The sequence below is a fragment of the Streptomyces sp. NPDC057565 genome, from assembly GCF_042801455.1.
GTDB lineage: Bacteria > Actinomycetota > Actinomycetes > Streptomycetales > Streptomycetaceae > Streptomyces > Streptomyces yanii.
In genome coordinates this window covers 244,735-263,695 of record NZ_JBHVFU010000007.1, presented here as the reverse complement: position 1 = coordinate 263,695, position 18,961 = coordinate 244,735, and the positions used below count along the sequence as shown (strand labels likewise).

At 71.0% G+C, this 18,961-nt stretch carries 15 protein-coding genes; 7 read left to right on the top strand and 8 right to left on the bottom strand.

Translation table 11 applies throughout. The features are described from left to right. Position 1 precedes the first annotated feature (1 nt). Positions 2–595: a (2Fe-2S)-binding protein gene (locus ACFU8W_RS17695; RefSeq protein ID WP_384037667.1), complete on the bottom strand. Its 594-nt coding sequence runs from the start codon at positions 593–595 to the stop codon at positions 2–4. Positions 596–597: 2 nt separating this feature from the next. Beyond that, complete coding sequence (locus tag ACFU8W_RS17690; RefSeq protein WP_384037664.1) at positions 598–1,488, bottom strand: FAD binding domain-containing protein; 891 nt, start codon at positions 1,486–1,488, stop codon at positions 598–600. A 260-nt stretch (positions 1,489–1,748) separates the two neighbouring features. Between ACFU8W_RS17690 and ACFU8W_RS17685 the strand changes: the two genes are divergently transcribed. Next, positions 1,749–3,500: a PucR family transcriptional regulator gene (locus ACFU8W_RS17685; protein ID WP_384037661.1), complete on the top strand. Its 1,752-nt coding sequence runs from the start codon at positions 1,749–1,751 to the stop codon at positions 3,498–3,500. Between the two features lie 202 nt (positions 3,501–3,702). Then, positions 3,703–4,488 carry a hypothetical protein gene (locus tag ACFU8W_RS17680; RefSeq protein WP_384037658.1) on the top strand — a complete coding sequence of 262 codons (786 nt, stop codon included), beginning with the start codon at positions 3,703–3,705 and terminating at the stop codon, positions 4,486–4,488. A gap of 68 nt (positions 4,489–4,556) precedes the next feature. Here ACFU8W_RS17680 and ACFU8W_RS17675 read toward each other — a convergent pair whose 3' ends face one another. Then, positions 4,557–4,970 (bottom strand): hypothetical protein, encoded by a 414-nt coding sequence (locus ACFU8W_RS17675; RefSeq protein ID WP_384037655.1) that lies wholly within the window; start codon positions 4,968–4,970, stop codon positions 4,557–4,559. A 106-nt stretch (positions 4,971–5,076) separates the two neighbouring features. Then, the gene (locus ACFU8W_RS17670; protein ID WP_384037652.1) at positions 5,077–5,892 is read right to left on the bottom strand and encodes a GntR family transcriptional regulator; all 816 of its coding nucleotides are present in this window, start codon (positions 5,890–5,892) and stop codon (positions 5,077–5,079) included. A 145-nt stretch (positions 5,893–6,037) separates the two neighbouring features. Between ACFU8W_RS17670 and ACFU8W_RS17665 the strand changes: the two genes are divergently transcribed. The 3 genes from ACFU8W_RS17665 (at position 6,038) to ACFU8W_RS17655 (ending at position 10,025) form a co-directional block, all read left to right on the top strand. Next, a complete protein-coding gene (locus ACFU8W_RS17665) occupies positions 6,038–6,886 on the top strand; it encodes a (2Fe-2S)-binding protein (protein WP_384037649.1) in 849 nt (282 codons plus the stop codon). Between the two features lie 191 nt (positions 6,887–7,077). Then, positions 7,078–8,154 (top strand): DUF2637 domain-containing protein, encoded by a 1,077-nt coding sequence (locus ACFU8W_RS17660; protein ID WP_384037646.1) that lies wholly within the window; start codon positions 7,078–7,080, stop codon positions 8,152–8,154. A gap of 242 nt (positions 8,155–8,396) precedes the next feature. After that, positions 8,397–10,025, top strand: a complete 1,629-nt coding sequence (locus tag ACFU8W_RS17655; protein ID WP_384037643.1) for an IS200/IS605 family accessory protein TnpB-related protein — start codon at positions 8,397–8,399, stop codon at positions 10,023–10,025. A gap of 10 nt (positions 10,026–10,035) precedes the next feature. Here ACFU8W_RS17655 and ACFU8W_RS17650 read toward each other — a convergent pair whose 3' ends face one another. Further along, the gene (locus tag ACFU8W_RS17650; protein WP_384037640.1) at positions 10,036–10,437 is read right to left on the bottom strand and encodes an ATP-binding protein; all 402 of its coding nucleotides are present in this window, start codon (positions 10,435–10,437) and stop codon (positions 10,036–10,038) included. A gap of 408 nt (positions 10,438–10,845) precedes the next feature. Between ACFU8W_RS17650 and ACFU8W_RS17645 the strand changes: the two genes are divergently transcribed. Together ACFU8W_RS17645 and ACFU8W_RS17640 are read left to right on the top strand one after the other, a co-directional pair. Next, positions 10,846–11,232 (top strand): barstar family protein, encoded by a 387-nt coding sequence (locus ACFU8W_RS17645; protein WP_384037637.1) that lies wholly within the window; start codon positions 10,846–10,848, stop codon positions 11,230–11,232. Positions 11,233–11,675: 443 nt separating this feature from the next. Beyond that, the gene (locus ACFU8W_RS17640) at positions 11,676–14,789 is read left to right on the top strand and encodes an alpha-mannosidase (RefSeq protein WP_384037634.1); all 3,114 of its coding nucleotides are present in this window, start codon (positions 11,676–11,678) and stop codon (positions 14,787–14,789) included. A gap of 109 nt (positions 14,790–14,898) precedes the next feature. Here ACFU8W_RS17640 and ACFU8W_RS17635 read toward each other — a convergent pair whose 3' ends face one another. The 3 genes from ACFU8W_RS17635 to ACFU8W_RS17625 all read right to left on the bottom strand — a co-directional run bounded on the left by ACFU8W_RS17635 (position 14,899) and on the right by ACFU8W_RS17625 (position 18,923). Continuing rightward, entirely contained in the window at positions 14,899–15,351 is a 453-nt protein-coding gene (locus ACFU8W_RS17635) for a protein kilB (RefSeq protein WP_345513954.1), read from the bottom strand. Between the two features lie 254 nt (positions 15,352–15,605). Continuing rightward, positions 15,606–17,348 carry a pyruvate dehydrogenase gene (locus ACFU8W_RS17630; RefSeq protein WP_384037631.1) on the bottom strand — a complete coding sequence of 581 codons (1,743 nt, stop codon included), beginning with the start codon at positions 17,346–17,348 and terminating at the stop codon, positions 15,606–15,608. Between the two features lie 51 nt (positions 17,349–17,399). Further along, entirely contained in the window at positions 17,400–18,923 is a 1,524-nt protein-coding gene (locus tag ACFU8W_RS17625; protein ID WP_384037628.1) for a protein phosphatase 2C domain-containing protein, read from the bottom strand. Positions 18,924–18,961 lie beyond the last annotated feature (38 nt).

Genomic DNA, 18,961 nt, shown 5'->3' with positions numbered 1-18,961 from the left:
GTCAGACCGTTTCTTCCGCGCGGGCGGCCGCGAGGCGGACCGCGTCGAGGATCTTCTCGTAGCCGGTGCAGCGGCAGAGGTTGCCGGAGAGCGCCTCGCGGATGTCCGCGTCGGACGGCTCCGGGTTGCGCTCCAGCAGCTCATCGGCGGCGACCAGCAGACCGGGGGTGCAGAAGCCGCACTGGACGGCGCCCGCGTCGATGAACGCCTGCTGGATCGGGGAGAGTTCACCGGTGTCCCCGGGCTGCTCACCGGTCGGTCCGGCCTCCCACCGGCGGGCCTGGTCGAGCGTGGTCCCGCAGGCGCCGGAGGCACAGCCACTGCCGGGGTGCGCCTCGGAACGGTGGGCGGCGAAGTCGGCGAGGCCCTCCACGGTGACGACCTCGCGGCCCTCCACCTGACCTGCGGCGACCAGACAGGAACAGACCGGGACGCCGTCCAGGCGGACCGTGCAGGAGCCGCATTCGCCCTGCTCGCAGGCGTTCTTGGAGCCGGGCAGGCCCATCCGCTCGCGCAGCACGTAGAGGAGGGACTCGCCCTCCCAGACGTCGTCGGCCTCCTGCTGACGGCCGTTGACCGTGAAATTGACGCGCATGATCAGGCAGCTCCTTCGGTGCTGCGGCCGTTGCCGCGGTACGACTCCCAGGTCCAGCCGAGCGTGCGGCGGGCCATGACCCCCACCGCATGCCTGCGGTAGCTCGCGGTGCCGCGCACATCGTCGATCGGGTTGCAGGCGCCGGCGGCGAGCGTGGCGAACTGCGCGGCGATGGACGGTGTGATGATCGTGCGGCTGTCCCAGAACCCGCCCTCCTCGAGCGCGGCGTTCAGAAATTCCTCGGCCTCCTTCGCCCGGACGGGTGTCGGGGCGGCGGAGCCGATGCCGGTACGGACCGTGCGGGTCTCCGGGTGCAGGGCCAGGCCGAAGGCGCAGACGGCGATGACCATCGCGTTGCGGGTGCCGACCTTGGAGTACTGCTGCGGCCCGTCGGCCTTCTTGATGTGCACGGCCCGGATCAGCTCGTCCGGTTCGAGGGCGTTGCGCTTGACACCGGTGTAGAAGGCGTCGATCGGGATCATCCGGGTTCCGCGTACGGACTCGGCCTCGACCTCGGCGCCCGCGGCGAGCAGGGCCGGGTGGGCGTCCCCGGCGGGCGACGCGGTACCCAGGTTGCCGCCGACGCCGCCACGGTTGCGGATCTGCGGGGATGCGACGGTGTGCGAGGCGAGCGCCAGACCGGGCAGCTCGGCCCGCAGGTGCTCCATGATGTGGCTGTACGGCACGGAGGCGCCGAGCCGCACGTTCTCCCGGCCCACCTCCCACTCGGACAGCTCACCGATGCGGTTCAGGTCCAGGAGGTACTCGGGCCGCCGGTGGTCGAAGTTGATCTCGACCATCACATCGGTGCCGCCTGCAATGGGCACAGCCGTCGGATGCTCGGCCTTGGCGGCGAGCGCCTCCTCCCAGCTGGCGGGGCGAAGGAAGTCCATGAGTGGCTCTCTTCTTCTCATTCGGGTCGTTCGCTGGGGCTGGGGACGGCCGGCCCTCGATTGGCTTGTTCATGTGCTGTTAACGCGGTGTGTGGCCCAGTACACAACCGGGACTCCACACGGTGCAGTCACCGAAACCATGAAGGAGTTGGCTGGTCGCCGTCCTCGTCTTGTAGATTCGAACGAATGGCGGGGATCAGTAACCTCACCGCAATACCCAGTTTTCACCCGCACCAACGAAAGAGATCGGCGGCAACGAGATGCGGCTGCGCGCACTGCTGGAAACCGATGCGCTGGGCCTGCGGCTGCTCGGTGGCGAGGACGAGCTCGACCGGTCCGTCCGCGGCGTCATGACCACCGACCTGCGGGACCCGAGCCGCTACCTGGCCGGCGGGGAGCTGGTCCTGACGGGCCTGGCGTGGCGCCGGGACGCGGCGGACTCGGAGCCGTTCGTGCGGATCCTGGCGGGCGCCGGGGTCGCCGGACTCGCGGCCGGCGAGGCGGAGCTCGGCAACATCCCCGACGATCTGATCGAGGCGTGCGCACGGCACCGGCTGCCCCTCTTCGCCGTCCATGAGACCGTCGCGTTCGCAACGATCACCGAGCATGTGGTGCGCCAGGTGTCCGGCGAGCGGGCGGGCGACCTGGCGGCGGTCGTGGACCGGCATCGCAGGCTGATGACCTCGGGCCCGGCCGGCGGCGGCCCGGAGGTGGTCCTCGATCTGCTCGGCTCGGACCTGGACCTGCATGCCTGGGTGCTCTCCCCCACCGGCCGGCAGATCGCGGGCGCCGGTGCGCCGCTGCCCGGCCCGGTCGGCTCGGCGCTGGCCGGCCGGCATCTGGCCGCCACCCGCACCGGCCGCCGGGGTCCGCACCGGGCCACGGTCGACGGCACCACCTATTCGCTGTTCCCGATCCGGAACACCGGCAGGGGCGCCGCCCCCGCGTCCCGCGATGTCCGCGAGTCGGTCCTCTCCGACTGGCTGCTCGCGGTGGAGGCCGACGCGAGCGACTGGCCGGCTGCCCGGCTGGATCTGCTCCAGGGCGTCACCCAGCTGATCGCGGTCGAACGGGACCGGCGCGACGCGGCCCGCACGGTACGCCGCAGGCTCGCCCAGGAGGTCCTGGAGCTGGTCCAGACGGGTGCCGCGCCCACCGAGATCGCGGCCAGGCTGCGGGTCGCCGCCCCGGTCCTGCTGCCCGGTCTCGGCACCGCCCCGCACTGGCAGGTCGTCGTCGCCCGGGTCGACTGGGACGTGGAGGGCACGCCGGGCTCCACGGGCGGCGCGGGCACAGCCGGCATCGCGGGCGGCCCCGCCGCCCAGGCGCTGCTGGAGGAGATCCTGGTCGACCCGGCGGTCACCGGCCCCGACTCCGCCGACCGGATCGCGGTCGCGCACACGGGCGACGAGGCGATCGCCCTCGTACCGCTGCCCGCCGCCGCACCGGTGCCGGAGCTCGCGGACGCCGAGACCCCGGACGCCGGGGACGCGGCGGCCGGCGTCAAGGACGACCCGGCGTTGCACGCCGACGCGCTGCTCGCCGCCGTCCGCGAACCGCTCTCCGCAGGGCTCGCCGACGACGGCCGTCTGACACTGGGTGTCAGCGCCGCCGTGCACTCCCCCGAGGGGCTGCGCGGCGCCCTGGAGGAGGCCCGGCACGCCCGCCGGGTGGCGGCGGCCCGTCCGGGCCGGGTCTGCGCGGCCGGCCACCACGAGCTGGCCTCGCACGTCCTGCTGCTGCCGTTCGTCCCGGACGATGTGCGCCGTGCGTTCACCGCACGGCTGCTCGACCCGCTGCGCGACTACGACCGGCGCCACCGGGCCGAACTGATCCCGACCCTGGAAGCGTTCCTGGACTGCGACGGTTCCTGGACCCGCTGCGCGGCCCGGCTGCATCTGCACGTCAACACCTTGCGCTACCGGGTCGGGCGAATCGAGCAGTTGACGGGGCGTGACCTTTCGCGCCTCGAGGACAAGCTCGATTTCTTCCTCGCCCTGCGTATGAGCTGACTCCACGCGTCTACCACAGCCCTCCCCACGACCGGCCGATTGTGAATTCATTCACCTGACCCCTTGGCCCGGCGTGCCATTCCGTGCTGAGATGCCGCCAGACTCAGTGCCTGTCTTCGAACCCGGGTCGGGCCCCGGTTCGAGGACAGGTCCTCAACAGCTCAATGGCGCGCTCGGGGAGGGCAATGTGGCGCATACCGCCATGTCTGGTTCCGGAACGACAGCAGATGACGATCCGCCGCTCCAGACAGCGGTATGGCGGCTGCGGTCACGCGCCTGCTGGGTGGACGCCGCCGCTCTGCTCGAACGCGACGCCACGACCGATCCGGCCGCGGCACTCCAGCGGACGGCTCTGCTGACCGAACGCTGCCTGTACACCGGCGACGGCTGGACCGACGCCGAGGACGCCCTGCGCACCGCCGAGGCCCTCGCCCACGACGACGCCGAGCGCGGCGCCGCCGCCTGCGAACGCGGCCATCTGGCCTACGCGTCGACCCTTCTCGGGGTACGGGACCGGGCCGACGAGGCCCGGGTCGCGCTGAGCCGGTCCGCCGCTCTCCTCTCCCCCGCGGCCCCGGGCCGCCCGCTGCTCGACTTCCGCCGCGGCCTGATCGCGCAGAACATCGCCGACTCGCCGCAGGCCGCACGTGCCGCGTACCGACGAGCGCACGCCGGCGCGACGGCCCAGGGCGACGAGCTGCTGCTCTCCTCGACCTGGCGTCACCTGGCGCTGCTGTCGCTGCGCGAGGGCGAACTGGCCGAGGCCCGGCACGGGTTCGCCGAGTCCCTGCGGATAAGGGAGGAGCTGGGCTATCTGGTCGGCACGGCCCCGGCGCTCATCGCTCTGGCGGACACCGAACCGGAACCGGAGGCGGCGGCGCGGCTGCGCGCCGAGGCGGGGCGTCTCTTCCGCCTCCTGGGCGGCGTACCGACCTGGCTGGCCCCGCACCTGGAGCCACCGGCCCCCGGAACGGCCGAGGCGAACTGACGGCCGGGGGGGGAGGTCGTGAGCACAGGGCCGCCGTGGAGGACCGTCAGGTACGGTCCTCGACCGGATCACCGGGCTGCCATCCCGCATCCCTCCACTCGGGGGTCGGCGTCGGACGGGGCGGCGCGGGCGGCGGGTTCGTGCCACGGTTCGGGTTCTGCGGCACCGCGGCGGCGGGCTTTCCGTCCTGCCCGCTGCTGTCGCGCCGGGGCGGTGCCACCGGCGACTTCGGCGGTGCGGGCCTCTTCGTCGGCGGCACGGAGACCGCGACCGGAGCGGAAGCCGAAGGTGCGGTGTGCGTCGGCGAAGCCCCGACGGGCGCAGAAGGCGTGCGGTCGGGCCTCGCACTCGCCGACGGCGTCGTGACAGTCGGAGTCCCGGAAGGCTTCCTGGTGGACGTCCCGGACTCGGAGTCGTGCGAACAGCCCGCCGCTGCCGGCGCCAGTCCCAGCACCGCCACCACCAGCCCGGACACCGCCCACGGCCCCCGGCTCCGTACCATCCCGCCCCCTCAAGAACGATCATGTGATGAGAGGCACAGGGTAGCCACAGCGATCCCTGGAGGTGGCGGCAGCCCCGACCGTGGTGTCAGCGGTCCGCGCCCGCGAAGTGTTCGCGTACGAGCGACTGCACGACGGCGAGATCCTGGGCGATCAGCGCGTCGAGCAGAGCGGTGTGCTCCGCGGCGTCGGCGAGCAGATCGGCGCGGCGCGTGACCGGGTTGTTCTCCAGGGGCCACTGGGAGCGCCGGTGCAGATCGTCGGCAACCATCACGAGCTGCTGGTTGCCGGAGAGCGTGAGGACCGCACGGTGGAACGCGCGGTCGGACTCGGCGTAGCTCGCCCTGTCCCCGACCGCGGCGGCCGCGACGGTGGCCTCGGCCAGCGGGCGCAGGGCGGCCCAGCGGGCCTGCTCCACGGTGCGGGCCAGCCGCAGCATGACGGGCACCTCGATCAGGGCACGCACCTCGGCCAGTTCGGCGAGCTCCTGCGGGCCGCGCTCGGCAACCCGGAAGCCGCGGTTCGGCACGACCTCGACGGCGCCCTCGATGGCCAGCTGCTGCATCGCCTCACGGACCGGCGTCGCCGACACGCCGAAGCGTGCGCCGAGCACGGGGGCGGAGTAGACCTGCCCGGGCAGCAGCTCGCCGTCGACGAGAGCGGCGCGCAGGGCGTCCAGGATCTGGCCGCGCACGGAGTGCCGCTGCACCACGACGCGGGGCGCGGGCGGCTCGCTGTGGGTGTGCTCGCCACGCACCGGCTCGGCACCGACCGGCTCGGCACATGGCTGATTGCCGAGCACCTGTTCCGGCATCCGAACGGGCGGTACCGACGGCGGCGTGGTCGCGGACGCGGCTGGCGTGTACGGCGCCCGCGCCTGCTCACGCGCTCTGCCCTGCTCCACTCGGACCTCCTCGGCCGGCCGTGGGCCGGCTCGCGTGCACCATGCCCGTTGTGCACCATAAGCGGACGAGGCCGCAGTTCAAACACCGATCAGTTCGGGTAAGGTAAGGCTTACCTGCAAACGATCGCGATTCGGTGGTCCCTGCATGACCCTCCCCGCTCTGCTCCCCGGCACCTCGCCGTCCGCCGTGACGGACGCGTACGCCCGCCTCACCGAGGTCTTCCCCGGGCTGCGTGCCGAGGTCCTCGGGGACGGCGAGGCGACCCCTTCCGGCGCCGGCTGGGTGGGTGCGGACGAGCTCGCGGCCGGCGGCGCGGCCCTGGACACGTTTCTCGCCTGGGACGACGCGCAGGTGCTGCGGGACTACGGACAGCAGGCCCGCCCCGACGTGGTCGCCAGCTTCGGACTGCACCGCTACGCCTGGCCCGCCTGCCTGTTGGTGACCGTGCCGTGGTTCCTGCACCGCAGGGTGCCGCGGATCCCCGTCGAGGACGTCGCGTTCCAGCGGGCCCTGGGTCATCTGACCGTACGCGTGAGGGAGTTCGCGTGCTTGCCGGACGACCCGGCGGCCGCACTTCCGGGTGCCCGGGTGGTGGCGGACGAGGCCGCCCTGCGCACCGAGGTGCTTGCGGCGGTGGCCGAACACCTCGGCCCGGTGCTCGACGGCTTCGGGCCCCGGATGCGCCGCGGCAGGAGGGCGCTGTGGGGCATGGCGACGGACGAGATCGTCGAAGGCCTCTGGTACATCGCCCATCTGCTCGGTGAGGAGCGACGGGCCATGGCCGAGCTGGAGGCGCTCCTGCCCGGCGCCACGAAGCCGTACGTCGGCACGGCGGGCTTCCGTGAGCTGACCGGACCGAACGGTGAGTCGCTGCCGACGCGCGACCGCGCCAGCTGCTGCCTCTTCTACACGCTGCGGCCCGAGGACACCTGCGTCACCTGTCCGCGTACGTGCGACACCGACCGGGTACGGAAACTGACGCCCGCCCCCTGACTCGCACCGTCGCACGGGTGACGCAATTCGAACGCAACTCGCTTGCCGGGTAAGGCAGTTCGACAAGAGTGCGCCTATCCGTATGGCCCGTCGCCCCAATGGCGTTCTCTTGCCCCGAAACCCCCTTGGGTCCCTTGGGAATTCCGCCACCATGGCGCCCGAAACCCCTAACGCGACGCAAGGGACCGCGCATGAGACTGACCGACATATCGCTGAACTGGCTCCTGCCGAGCGCTGTGCTGCTCGTGGGGGTCACGGCGGCGGTGGCGATGGTCGCGCGCGGGAAGCGCGCCGTCGACTCGTCCGCGGCCGACGACAGCTGGGAACGCAGCGAGGAACGCCGCAGGCGCAAGGAGGCGCTCTACGCCACCGCCTCGTACGTACTGCTGTTCTGCTGCGCGGCGGTCGCCGCCGCGCTCTCCTTTCATGGGCTGGTCGGCTTCGGCCGGCAGAACCTCGGTCTCGCCGACGGCTGGGAGTACCTCGTCCCGTTCGGCCTCGACGGGGCCGCGATGTTCTGTTCCGTGCTCGCGGTGCGCGAGGCCAGTCACGGTGACGCGGCGCTCGGCTCCCGTCTGCTGGTGTGGACCTTCGCCGGAGCGGCGGCCTGGTTCAACTGGGTGCACGCGCCGCGCGGCATCGACCACGCGGGCGCCCCTCAGTTCTTCGCGGGGATGTCGCTGTCGGCGGCGGTGCTCTTCGACCGGGCGCTGAAGCAGACCCGCCGTGCGACACTGCGCGAACAGGGCCTGGTGCCCCGCCCGTTGCCGCAGATCCGGATCGTACGGTGGCTGCGCGCCCCCCGGGAGACGTTCGGCGCCTGGTCGCTGATGCTCCTCGAAGGCGTACGCACGCTGGACGAGGCGGTCGACGAGGTGCGCGAGGACCGGCGGGAGAAGGAGCAGAACCGTCTCCGCAGGAAGGACCAGGAGAAGCTGGACCGGGCGCACATCAAGGCGCTGAACCGGCAGAACCGCGCCTGGAGCCGGGTGGCACGGGGCGGCACCCAGGTCGACGTCCAGTCCATCGCCCCGGCCACGGGCTCGCAGTCCGTCGTGGAGCCCGCCATAACGGAGCCGGGACAGCTGCCCCTGCGCCCCCGACCATCTCTGCAAGCCGTGAACGGCACGAGCTCGAAAGCCACCTCGGACCGGAGCACGAGTGACCCGCGGACCGTCGATCTCACCGCCGAGGACGACACCCAGACCCTGCCACGGCTCGACTCGCTGGAGCAGAAACTCAAGGATCTGGAGCAGCAGTTCGGCTGAGTGCCACGGGTGGTTGTACGGGAGGACGTCCGCGCAACCACCCGTTCGGGCAAGGTCGCGAGGGGTTGTGAGCTGCTGTCGGTTTGCTGAGCTGAAGTGAGTGGTGGTGTGCGGGAGTGGGTCCTGTCGGTGGGTTTGTGGGGGTGGGAACGGGGGTTCTGTGGTCGAATGGGTGACCTTGGCGACTGTTGCTCGTTGGGCTGGATGGCGGGTGGCTGGCCTTTGAGGGCGGGGGTGATGTGGTGGGTGGTGTGCGGGAGTTGGCCGGGTCCTTCGTGGTGCCCGGGCCTTGCGGCGTGGCGGTCCGGGACCGGCTCAAGCACCTCACGCCCCAGGACGAGGACGTCCTGCGTGCGGTCGGTGAGCACCAGGGCCGTCTGGCTTCCCGTGATCTCAAGGCCCGCTGTGCGGACGGTCTGGAGCACAGCGCTCAGACGTGGGCGTCACGTAAGCGGGAGCTGACGAAGGAGTCGTCGTCCAGGATCGCCGGGGCCATCACCAAGGCCACCCACGATCAGTGGGCGCTGGCCCGGCCTTGCCAGGCGGCGCACATCCAGACGCTGGCAGCCGGGATCAGGACGCTGCGGCACCGCCTGTCCCTCCCGATCGGGCAGAAGGGCACCAAGCGCGCGGCGGGTGGCTACCGGTCGAAGAGCGAGTGGTTCCGCAAATCCCGCCGCCTCGCGATGCTGGAAGACCGGCACACCACTGCTGTTGCCGAGTGGCAGGCCGGACGGGTGCGGGTGGTACGGGGCGGCAAGCGTCTGCTCAACACCCGCCACCACCTCGCCCAGGCCCGGCTCACCGAAGGCCAGTGGCGGGAACGCTGGGAGGCGGAGCGCTGGTTCATCGCGGCCGATGGCGAGTCGGGGAAGCGGTTCGGGAACGAGACGATCCGCGTCACCCCGGACGGCGAGGTCAGCATCAAGCTGCCCGTCCCGCTCGCGCACCTGGCCAACGCCGGGCACGGCCGGTACACCCTCACCACCCGGATCGCGTTCGCGCACCGGGGTGCGGAGTGGGCCGACCGCATCGCCGCCAACCGGGCCGTCGCCTACCGCATCCACCTCGACACCCAGCGCGGCCGCTGGTACCTCACCGCGTCCTGGCAACGCCCCGTCGTGAAGACCATCCCGCTGGAGACCGCCCGCGCCCGGGGCATGATCGGCGTCGACACCAACGCCGACCACTTCGCCGCCTACCGGCTCGACCGGCACGGCAACCCCATGGGCGACCCGCACCGCTTCCCCTACGACCTGTCCGGCACCGCCGGTCACCGCGACGCCCAGATCCGCCACGCCCTCACTCGGCTGATCAACTGGGCCAAGCGAGTCGGTGTCGCCGCGATCGGCATCGAAGACCTCGACTTCACCACCGAGAAGACCCGCGAGAAACACGGCCGCCGCAAACGGTTCCGGCAGCTCATCTCCGGCATCCCGACCGGCAAGCTCAAGGCCCGGCTCGTCTCCATGGCCGCCGAACAGGGCTTGAGCATGGTCGCGGTCGACCCCGCCTACACCTCCCAATGGGGTGCCCAGCACTGGCAGAAGCCGCTGGCCACCCCGCACCGAAAGATGTCCCGTCACGATGCCGCCGGTATCGCGATCGGACGACGCGCCCTCGGACACCCGATCCGGCGACGGACGGCACCGCCCCCGCACGACCGGAGCGATCGTGCGGGGCATCGGACCGCCCAGGCCGAACCAGGTGACCGGGGGCGTGAGGGGACCCGCCCACCCGCCACGGACCGGCCCCCCGCAGGGCCGTCACCGAACGGGACGCGAAAGCGGGAACCCAGCGCATCCAACACCGCTCGGGATGCGCCCAGTACGCAACAGTGGGTCCAGGACTCACTCACGCACACTGGCTAGGAACGGTCCCTCAGGTGCGCCCTTCACCTTCCAGCTCGAACCAGACCACCTTTCCCAGCGCGTGCGCCGTCACACCCCATGCGTCCGCGAGAGCATGCACCAGGACCAATCCCCTGCCGTGCGTACCGTCGTCGGCGTTCGGTACGTACGACATGGGAAGTCCGGTGACGAAGTCCCGGACCTCGACGCGTAACGTCGCCGGCGTCACGTTCACAGTGACGACCGCTCCGTGATCCGTGTGGACCAGCGCGTTGGTCACCAGTTCGCTGAGCAGGAGTTCCGCCACTTCGGTGGATTCCTCCCGCCATCGATATCGCAGGAACTCCCTTAGCGCACACCGCACTTCGGCCACTGCCGACAGGTCGGTGCGAGCAAGTCTGCGGCGCAGCTGAACATCGTGCCGACGCTCCATCGTCTCCCCCGCGTACACAGTCGATCGCCCCCTTCTCGTCGAACTTCCTACCGGGATGCATGCCCCGCACAGGGGCTGTCACGCTTGTCGACTCATCAATATGTGCATAGAGGGCGAGTGCACCTCGGATCCGCGGACACTCGGCCGTTACATTCGCGGCGGTCCGGTTAACTTCCAAAAAATTCACACGTGTTGGCGTTGACGTGACCATGTCTACGCGCGTCATCATGGTGGACATGCGAATCCCCCCACGGATCACCATGCTCGGTGGCGTCGCCGCCCTCCTGTCCGTCCTCTTCGTCGGCGGCCCGCACACGTAAGTCCGCTCCACCCCTCCGGTCCGATCCGCGCCGTAGCCCCCCACCTGCGGCGCGGATCCCCGGACCACCGAGGAGTTACCCTGCGCCCATGACCGTGACCTATGTGATCGAGGGCTCCGAGGTCACCGGCCTGGAGCGGTTCTGGCAGGTGATCGGCGAGGCGGTGAACGGGCCCGGCGGCTTCGGCCGCAACCTCGACGCCTTCGCGGACTGTCTGAGCGGCGGCATGGGAACGCCGGACGACGGTGACTTCGTCATCGACTGGCGCAATCACGCGCTCTCCGCCCGGGCCCTGGGCCACGAGGAGACCGCACGCCGGCTGCGACAGCAGATCGGCCGCGCGCACCCCACCAACAGGCCTGCCCTTCAACGGGCCCTCGACGAGGCGCTGGCCGGCCGCGGTCCCACCCTCTTCGACCAGCTGGTGCAGATCGTCGAGGAACGGACCACGCCAGGCACGCTGCGGCTCAACTGACCGCCACGGGACTGCCTGGTGACGATCACACAGCCGTGCTCGCCTGCGCCCCCCTTCCCGGCCCGGCTGCCCGCGCCGCCGGGTTCGGACCGGCCCTTGTCCGACCCATCGCCCGTGCGGATGGGCAGGCGCGGGGCGAACCCGTAGCACCCACGGGTCAATACGCCGCTCGCCCCGCCGCTCGACACGTACAGACGCTCGGCACGTACAAGCGTTCCGACAGCCGAGACAGCCCGTATCCGGCCCCCTGAACAGCACCGACCGGCTGTGGCGCTTCCGCACGCCGGGTGTCACCCGGTGGTAGACCTGCCTGTGGTGGGCACCGGAGCTCGGTCCCTCCGGTGCCCACCGCGGTATGCCGTCGCCCGTCGGGGGGTGCCCCTCGCGTCACCGGGGAAGTGGTGCCATGAACGCCCCGCGACCGCCGATCCCGAGGAGCCGTGATGCACGACGACCGCACGCTGGTGGAGGGCCGCCTGGAGCGCGCCCTCCAGCAATTCATCCGCCCCGCCCAGTACGCGGAACGGTCCCCGCTCACCCTCACCGTGTGGCACGCTCCAGGCGAACCGGTGCCGGTGACGGAGGCGCTGAAGGGGACGTACGAGCCGTTCGGGACCGGCACGGAGTGGGGCAGGCCCTGGTCGACCAGCTGGTTCCGGCTGGAGGGAACGGTGCCCGAGGCGTGGGCGGGGCGCCACGTCGAGGTGGTCGTCGACCCCGGTTTCTCCGGTCAGGGGCCGGGCTTCCAGGCGGAGGGGATGCTCTACGACACGGAGGGCGTACCGCTCAAGGGCATCCACCCCCGCAATCGCCATCTGACGGTCGCGACCGCGGCGTCGGGCGGTGAGCCGGTCTCCTTGCTGCTTGAGGCGGCGGCCAACCCGGCCGTACTGGAGCACGGCTTCGCGCCGACCCCGCTCGGGGACGTCCTCACGGCGGGCGACCAGCCCCTGTACCGGTTCGCCTCCGCGGATCTCGCCGTACTGGACGAGGAGGTCTGGCATCTCGTCCTGGACATCGAGGTGCTGTCGGAACTGATGCACGAACTGCCCGCCGACCGGTCACGTCGGCACGAGATCCTGCGGGCGCTGGAGCGGATGCTCGACGCACTGGATCTGCATGATGTGGCGGGCACGGCGTCCGGAGCCCGGGCCGAGCTCGCCGAAGCACTCGCCCGCCCGGCGTCGGCGAGCGCGCACCGGATCTCGGCCGCCGGCCATGCACACATCGACTCGGCGTGGCTGTGGCCGCTGCGCGAGACGGTACGGAAGGCCTCGCGCACGTTCGCCAATGTCACCGCGCTCGCCCAGGACTATCCGGAGCTGGTCTTCGCCTGCTCGCAGGCCCAGCAGTACGCCTGGGTGCGTGACCATCAGCCGCACATCTGGGAGCGGATCAAGCGGGCGGTGGCGGACGGACAGTGGGCGCCGGTCGGTTCGATGTGGGTGGAATCCGATGCCAATATGCCGGGCGGTGAGGCGCTGGCGCGGCAGATCGTGCACGGAAAGCGCTTCTTCGAGCAGGAGCTGGGGGTGGAGACGGAGGAGATCTGGCTGCCGGACTCCTTCGGCTACACGGCGGCATTCCCCCAACTCGCGAAACTGGCAGGGGTGAAGTGGTTCCTGACGCAGAAGCTGTCCTGGAACCAGACCAACAGGATGCCGCACCACACCTTCTGGTGGGAGGGCATCGACGGGACCAGGGTCTTCACCCATTTCCCGCCCGTCGACACGTACAACGCACACTTCCATGCCCGTGAACTCGCCCACGCGGAGAGGAACTTCGCCGACAAGGGGCGGGCTACCCGCTCGCTGGTGCCGTTCGGCTGGGGAGACGGCGGCGGCGGTCCGACCCGCGAGATGCTGGAGAAGGCGCGCCGGCTCCGCGATCTGGAGGGTTCTCCGCGCGTCACGATCGAGAAGCCGTCGGCGTTCTTCGCGGCTGCGGAGGAGGAGTACGCCGAGCAGGCCCCGGTCTGGTCCGGGGAGCTGTATCTGGAGCTGCACCGGGCGACGTACACCACCCAGGCCAAGACCAAGCAGGGCAACCGCCGCAGTGAACACCTTCTGCGGGAGGCCGAGTTGTGGGCGACGACGGCAGCGCTTCGAGCGCCCGGGTACGCCTATCCGTACGAGACGTTGGACCGGGTGTGGAAGACGGTCCTGCTGCATCAGTTCCATGACATCCTGCCCGGCTCATCGATCGCCTGGGTGCACCGCGAGGCCCGCGACACCTACGAACAGGTGCGGACGGAGCTGGCCGACCTGGTCGCCGATGCGGTGACCGCGCTCGGCGTCGCGGAAGGGCTGGTTGCGCTCAACTCCTCCCCGTACGACCGACGTCAGGTGCTGGAGCTGGACGCGGAGGCGAGCGCGGTTCTGCCGTCCGGCGCCCATGTCCAGCAGCTGGCCGACTGGCGCACGGCGGTGCTCGCCGAGGCTCCGGGACTGGGCGCAGGACTGCTCGACGGATCGGCGGTACCCGAACGCGAGGTCACGGCGGGCCGCACGCCGGACGGCGGATTCGTCCTCGACAACGGGCTGCTGCGCTTCACCGTCGACCGCGACGGGCTGATCGCCTCCGTCCGTGACCTCGGTGCACGGCGTGAGGTCCTCGCCCCCGGTCACCGGGCCAACCTCCTTCAGCTGCACCCGGACCACCCCAACCACTGGGACGCCTGGGACATCGACCGGCACTACCGGCGGTCCCGCACCGATCTGATCGATGCCGACTCGGTCGAGCTGATCGAGGAGGGACCGCTGCGAGCAGCCGTGCGCGTGGTGCGCTCGTTCGGAACGTCGCGAATCGTGCAGGAGATCCGGCTGGCGGCGGACAGCAGGCAGATCGACATCGACACCGAGGTGGACTGGCAGGAGTCGGAGAAAGTCCTCAAGGCCGCGTTCCCTCTCGATGTGCATGCCGAACGGTCCACGTCCGAGATCCAGTTCGGGCACGTCCACCGCGCAACGCACGACAACACCGGCTGGGACGCAGCGCGTTTCGAGATCTGCGCGCACCGCTGGCTGAGGGTCGCCGAGCCGGGATACGGGATCGCGGTGCTCAACGATTCCACGTACGGGCACGACGTGACCCGGACCCCGCACGGGTCGGGGCTCGCCACGACCGTACGGCTGACCCTGCTGCGCGCCCCGCACAGCCCGGATCCGGAGACCGACCTCGGCACGCATCGGTTTCGGTACGCGCTGGCGCCCGGGGCGGAGGTCCCGGACGCGGTACGCGAGGGGCTCGCGCTCAATCTGCCGCTGCGCGCGGCGGTGGCCCCGGCCGTGCCGTCGCTGGTCACCACCGGGCATCCGGCGGTGACCGTCGAGTCGGTGAAGCTTGCCGAGGACCGCAGCGGCGATGTGGTCGTCCGGCTGTACGAGTCGGCGGGCGGCCGGGCGGAGACCACACTCCGGGTCGGATTCCCCGTCGTGCGGGCCCGGATCACCGACCTGCTGGAGCGACCCCTGCATGAGGCGACGACCGATGAGCACGGTCTCGTACTGGCGCTGCGTCCGTTCCAGATCCTGACGGTGCGACTGACCCCGGCCTGAGCGACCGCCCCGCCATTGAGCCGCCGGACCCGGCCTGGGCCTTGCCTGGATCAGGCAGTCTGTCCGTTCGTTGGGGAGCCCGGGTTGCGTCACCCGGTCGTCCGGAACGTCAGGCCATGGCTCGGCCGGCAGCGGCGACCAGTTCGTCAGTCGCTGCGATGGCGGCCTCGCGGCGGGAGGCCAGGGCGGTGTGGTCGGTGGCGTCGCGTAGGTTGAACGCGGCCAGGGCAGCCTGACGAGCCGGCCCAGCAAGGGATCGTTCCAGGACAGATACCGCGACCAGTGGGCCGGTTACGGCCGAGCGCGTGGCACGGGAGGCCGTGCGGGCTGCCTCGACGGCTTCCCCGCTCGCGCCGTCCAGGCGCAGGACTTCGCGATGCCACATGGCTCGCCGATGGTCGCCCAGGGCGGCCACCAATTCGCCCAGCGCCCTGCGCAGCGCTTCTGCCCTCTGGTCAGCACGGGCAGCGCTCTGAGCGATCCGCGCACTCTTGATCTGAAGCAGCCCGGTCAGAGCGCCCCCAAGCAGTGTGCCGACCACGGCAATAATGCTGGGCCACATCGCGGAGTCCTCCTTGGACAGCAGCAATAATGAGGCGGATTGGAGTCAGCCGCTCCCGTTCAACGCCGTTCTCCGGTGCGGTGTCCGGAGCAGAACGCCGAGACGGGCAGGCTTCGTGCAAGCACGGCGAGGCATCGCCGCCCGATACGGCAAGACCCCGGACAGCTACCTCGCCGGCCTCCACCTGCGCGCCTCGATGATCTGGATCAAGGATCTCACCCGGACCATCCATTGATCACAACTCGATACGCGCCCTAGGGACGGGGTACGTTCCGCAGGTTGGAGCGGGCCATCTGAAGCATCCGGCCCACGCCGCCGTCCAGCACGATCTTGCTCGCGGAGAGCGCGAAGCCGGTCACCATCTCCGCGCTGATCTTCGGCGGGATGGAGAGCGCGTTGGGGTCGGTGACAACATCGACCAGGGCCGGTCCCTTGTGCTTGAAGGCGTCCTTGAGGGCGCCTTCGAGCTGCTTCGGCCTCTCCACCCGTACGCCGTACGCCCCGGCCGCCCGGGCGATCGCCGCGAAGTCCGGGTTCTTGTTGGTCGTACCGAACGACGGCAGCCCCGCCACCAGCATCTCCAACTCGACCATGGAGAGCGAGGAGTTGTTGAACAGGACCACCTTCACCGGAAGGTTGTACTGGACCAGAGTGAGGAAGTCGCCCATCAGCATGGTGAATCCGCCGTCGCCGGACATCGACACGACCTGCCGGCTCCGGTCGACGAACTGGGCGCCGATCGCCTGCGGCAGCGCGTTGGCCATCGAGCCGTGACTGAACGAACCGATCACCCGGCGCTTGCCGTTGGGGGTGAGATAGCGGGCCGCCCACACGTTGCACATGCCGGTGTCGACGGTGAACACCGCGTCGTCGTCCGCGAGATCGTCGAGCACCGAGGCGACGTACTCGGGGTGGATCGGGATGTGCTTCTCGACCTTGCGGGTGTACGCCTTGACCACGCCCTCCAGCGCGTCGGCGTGCTTCTTGAGCATCCGGTCGAGGAACTTGCGGTCGGTCTTGACCTTCACCTGGGGCGTCAGACAGCGCAGCGTTTCCCGGACATCGCCCCAGATCGCCAGATCCAGCTTGGAGCGGCGGCCCAGGTTCTCGGGGCGCACATCGACCTGGACGATCTTCACATCGGTGGGCAGGAAGGCGTTGTACGGGAAGTCGGTGCCGAGCAGGATCAGCAGATCGCACTCGTTGGTCGCCTCGTACGCGGCACCGTAGCCGAGCAGTCCGCTCATGCCGACGTCGTACGGGTTGTCGTACTGGATCCACTCCTTGCCGCGCAGCGCATGACCGACGGGGGCCTTCACCCGCTCGGCGAACTCCATGACCTCGGCGTGGGCGCCCGCCGTGCCGCTGCCGCAGAACAGCGTCACCCGCTTCGCGTCGTCGACCATCCGGCGTAGCTTCTCGATCTCCTCGTCACCGGGTCGGACCGTCGGCCGCGCGGTGACCAGGGCGTGCTCGATCGATTTTTCCGGTGCCGGCTGGGAGGCGATGTCGCCCGGCATCGAGACGACGCTGACCCCGCCGCGTCCGATCGCGTGCTGGATAGCGCTCTGGAGCAGCCTGGGCATCTGCTGCGGGTTGGAGATCATCTCGTTGTAGTGGCTGCACTCCTGGAAGAGCAGCTCCGGATGGGTCTCCTGGAAGTAGCCGAGACCGATCTCGCTCGAAGGGATGTGCGAGGCAAGGGCGAGGACCGGGGCCATCGAGCGGTGGGCGTCGTAGAGTCCGTTGATGAGGTGCAGATTGCCGGGGCCGCAGGAACCCGCGCAGGCGGCCAGGGACCCGGTGATCTGGGCCTCGGCGCCGGCGGCGAAGGCGGCGGTCTCCTCGTGTCTGACCTGGATCCACTCGATGGCCGCGTTGCGGCGAATGGCGTCGACGACCGGGTTGAGGCTGTCACCGACGACGCCGTACAGGCGCTTGACGCCCGCCCGGACGAGAATGTCGACGAACTGCTCCGACACGTTCTGCTTGGCCATGGGTGCGTATCCTCTCCGCGCTAGGAGTCCATCAACCCATGGCGCGCGCGGTTACGCCTCCCAGACGCCGACACTCGTACGGTCGTCGGCGTACCCCTTCACCCTGAGCTGTGTGTCCGCGAGGAAAGCCGCCAGGCCGGGCGGCTCCTCGGGCGTCCAGCGGTCGGCGAGTTCCTCGGCGAGGGCGGGTTCGCCGCGCAGCGGCTCGGCGAGACCGGTACTGCACAGGAGCAGCGTGTCCCCCGAGCGGGCCACCGAGGCCCGGAACCGGAACGGCTGCGCGGGTGGCGGTGGCGGGCTCTCGACGTATGGGGACGGAGGCGTCGCGATCCCCAGGTCCATGGTCAGCCGGTCGCCGTCGGGCTCGCTCCCGGGGGGCACGGACCCGAAGCCGACGACGGCCTGCCCGGTCGTGATCCCGGTCTCCGGGACGTCCGGTTCGAGGTCCTGCCAGACGCCGTCCCGCAGCCGGAAGAGTCCCCCGCCGCCCACCCCGAAGAAGACCCGGGTCCGGCAGGCGGGATCGGCCGACAGCAGCAGGCACCGCAGCCCCGCGGTGTACTCCTCCGGTTCGAGCCCCAGCTCGACAGCGCGGGCGCGGAGCTTGCCGTAGCTGCGGTCGGTGAGGCGCTGCAGGCCTGACTTGAGGTCGCCGCGGCGACCCGCTCTTATGTCCTCGGAGAGCCGGGCGTGGCTGCGGCCGACGGCTCCGCCGATCCAGCGGCAGGCGTCTGCGGCCGCGAGATGCGCACTCTCGGTGGCACGGGCGCCGCTGGCGACCGCGACGAGCACGAGGGCGTTCTCGGCGGCGCCGAACCGCACGGTGAGCAGGGCGTCGCGTCGGGGCTCTCCCCTGAACCGGGCGGAGTCGCCGCGCACAGAGGCGGCGCGCAGGGTGTACGTCCCGTAGCGGGCGCCGTCGAGCACGGTATCGGCGACGAGGCCGTCCAGTTCCTGGGGGACGGTGGTGGGGAGGGCGGTCGGTTCGGCGTCGTAGGTGGGCGGGCGGTCGCCCACGTACGAGAGGCCCGGGCGCGCCGCGGGGGCGGGAGGGGGTTCGGGAGCGGTCCCGGGGCTCGGTGCGGCCGGGAGCACGGTGGTCGGTCCCGCCTCGGACGCCGTCGGCTTCGAGGCGACCGGCCGTCGCGGGAGCGGCGGAACGGAGGCTGTGGCCGGCGCTTCGACAGGGGCCGGCGGCGGGGCCGGCGGCGGTGTGGTGAATGTCCTCGGCCGCGAGGGGCCGGCCGGCGGTTCCCACGGCGCAGGCGCCTGTACGGATTGCACGGGCGGCGGAGGTGGAGGTTCCGGTGCCGACGGAGGCCGAGGCGGAGGCGGAGGTGCAGGTGGCGGCGGAGGCGGCACGGGCGGACCGTCGGCGGGCGCCACGCGGGGTGGTTCCGGACGGGCGATGCCCGCGTCGGGCCCCGCCGGACCCACCGCCCCCGAAGCCGAGTCGAATCGGTCGTCGAGACTGTCGGCCGCGTTGCTCGCCCCGGCGTCCGGGGCGGATTCGTCGTACAGCTTGCGCCACCAGTCGTCCTCGTGGGCGGCGGGCCTCTCCCCCTGCTGACTCATGCCCTTATTGTCCACCGCACGGGCCGTACGAAAACGGG

Coding starts and splice junctions, on each gene's coding strand:
- ACFU8W_RS17695 (WP_384037667.1), bottom strand. CDS start 595: ATGCGCGTCAATTTCACGGTCAACGGCCGTCAGCAGGAGGCCGACGAC.
- ACFU8W_RS17690 (WP_384037664.1), bottom strand. CDS start 1,488: ATGGACTTCCTTCGCCCCGCCAGCTGGGAGGAGGCGCTCGCCGCCAAG.
- ACFU8W_RS17685 (WP_384037661.1), top strand. CDS start 1,749: ATGCGGCTGCGCGCACTGCTGGAAACCGATGCGCTGGGCCTGCGGCTG.
- ACFU8W_RS17680 (WP_384037658.1), top strand. CDS start 3,703: ATGTCTGGTTCCGGAACGACAGCAGATGACGATCCGCCGCTCCAGACA.
- ACFU8W_RS17665 (WP_384037649.1), top strand. CDS start 6,038: ATGACCCTCCCCGCTCTGCTCCCCGGCACCTCGCCGTCCGCCGTGACG.
- ACFU8W_RS17660 (WP_384037646.1), top strand. CDS start 7,078: ATGAGACTGACCGACATATCGCTGAACTGGCTCCTGCCGAGCGCTGTG.
- ACFU8W_RS17650 (WP_384037640.1), bottom strand. CDS start 10,437: ATGGAGCGTCGGCACGATGTTCAGCTGCGCCGCAGACTTGCTCGCACC.
- ACFU8W_RS17645 (WP_384037637.1), top strand. CDS start 10,846: ATGACCGTGACCTATGTGATCGAGGGCTCCGAGGTCACCGGCCTGGAG.
- ACFU8W_RS17640 (WP_384037634.1), top strand. CDS start 11,676: ATGCACGACGACCGCACGCTGGTGGAGGGCCGCCTGGAGCGCGCCCTC.
- ACFU8W_RS17635 (WP_345513954.1), bottom strand. CDS start 15,351: ATGTGGCCCAGCATTATTGCCGTGGTCGGCACACTGCTTGGGGGCGCT.
- ACFU8W_RS17630 (WP_384037631.1), bottom strand. CDS start 17,348: ATGGCCAAGCAGAACGTGTCGGAGCAGTTCGTCGACATTCTCGTCCGG.
- ACFU8W_RS17625 (WP_384037628.1), bottom strand. CDS start 18,923: ATGAGTCAGCAGGGGGAGAGGCCCGCCGCCCACGAGGACGACTGGTGG.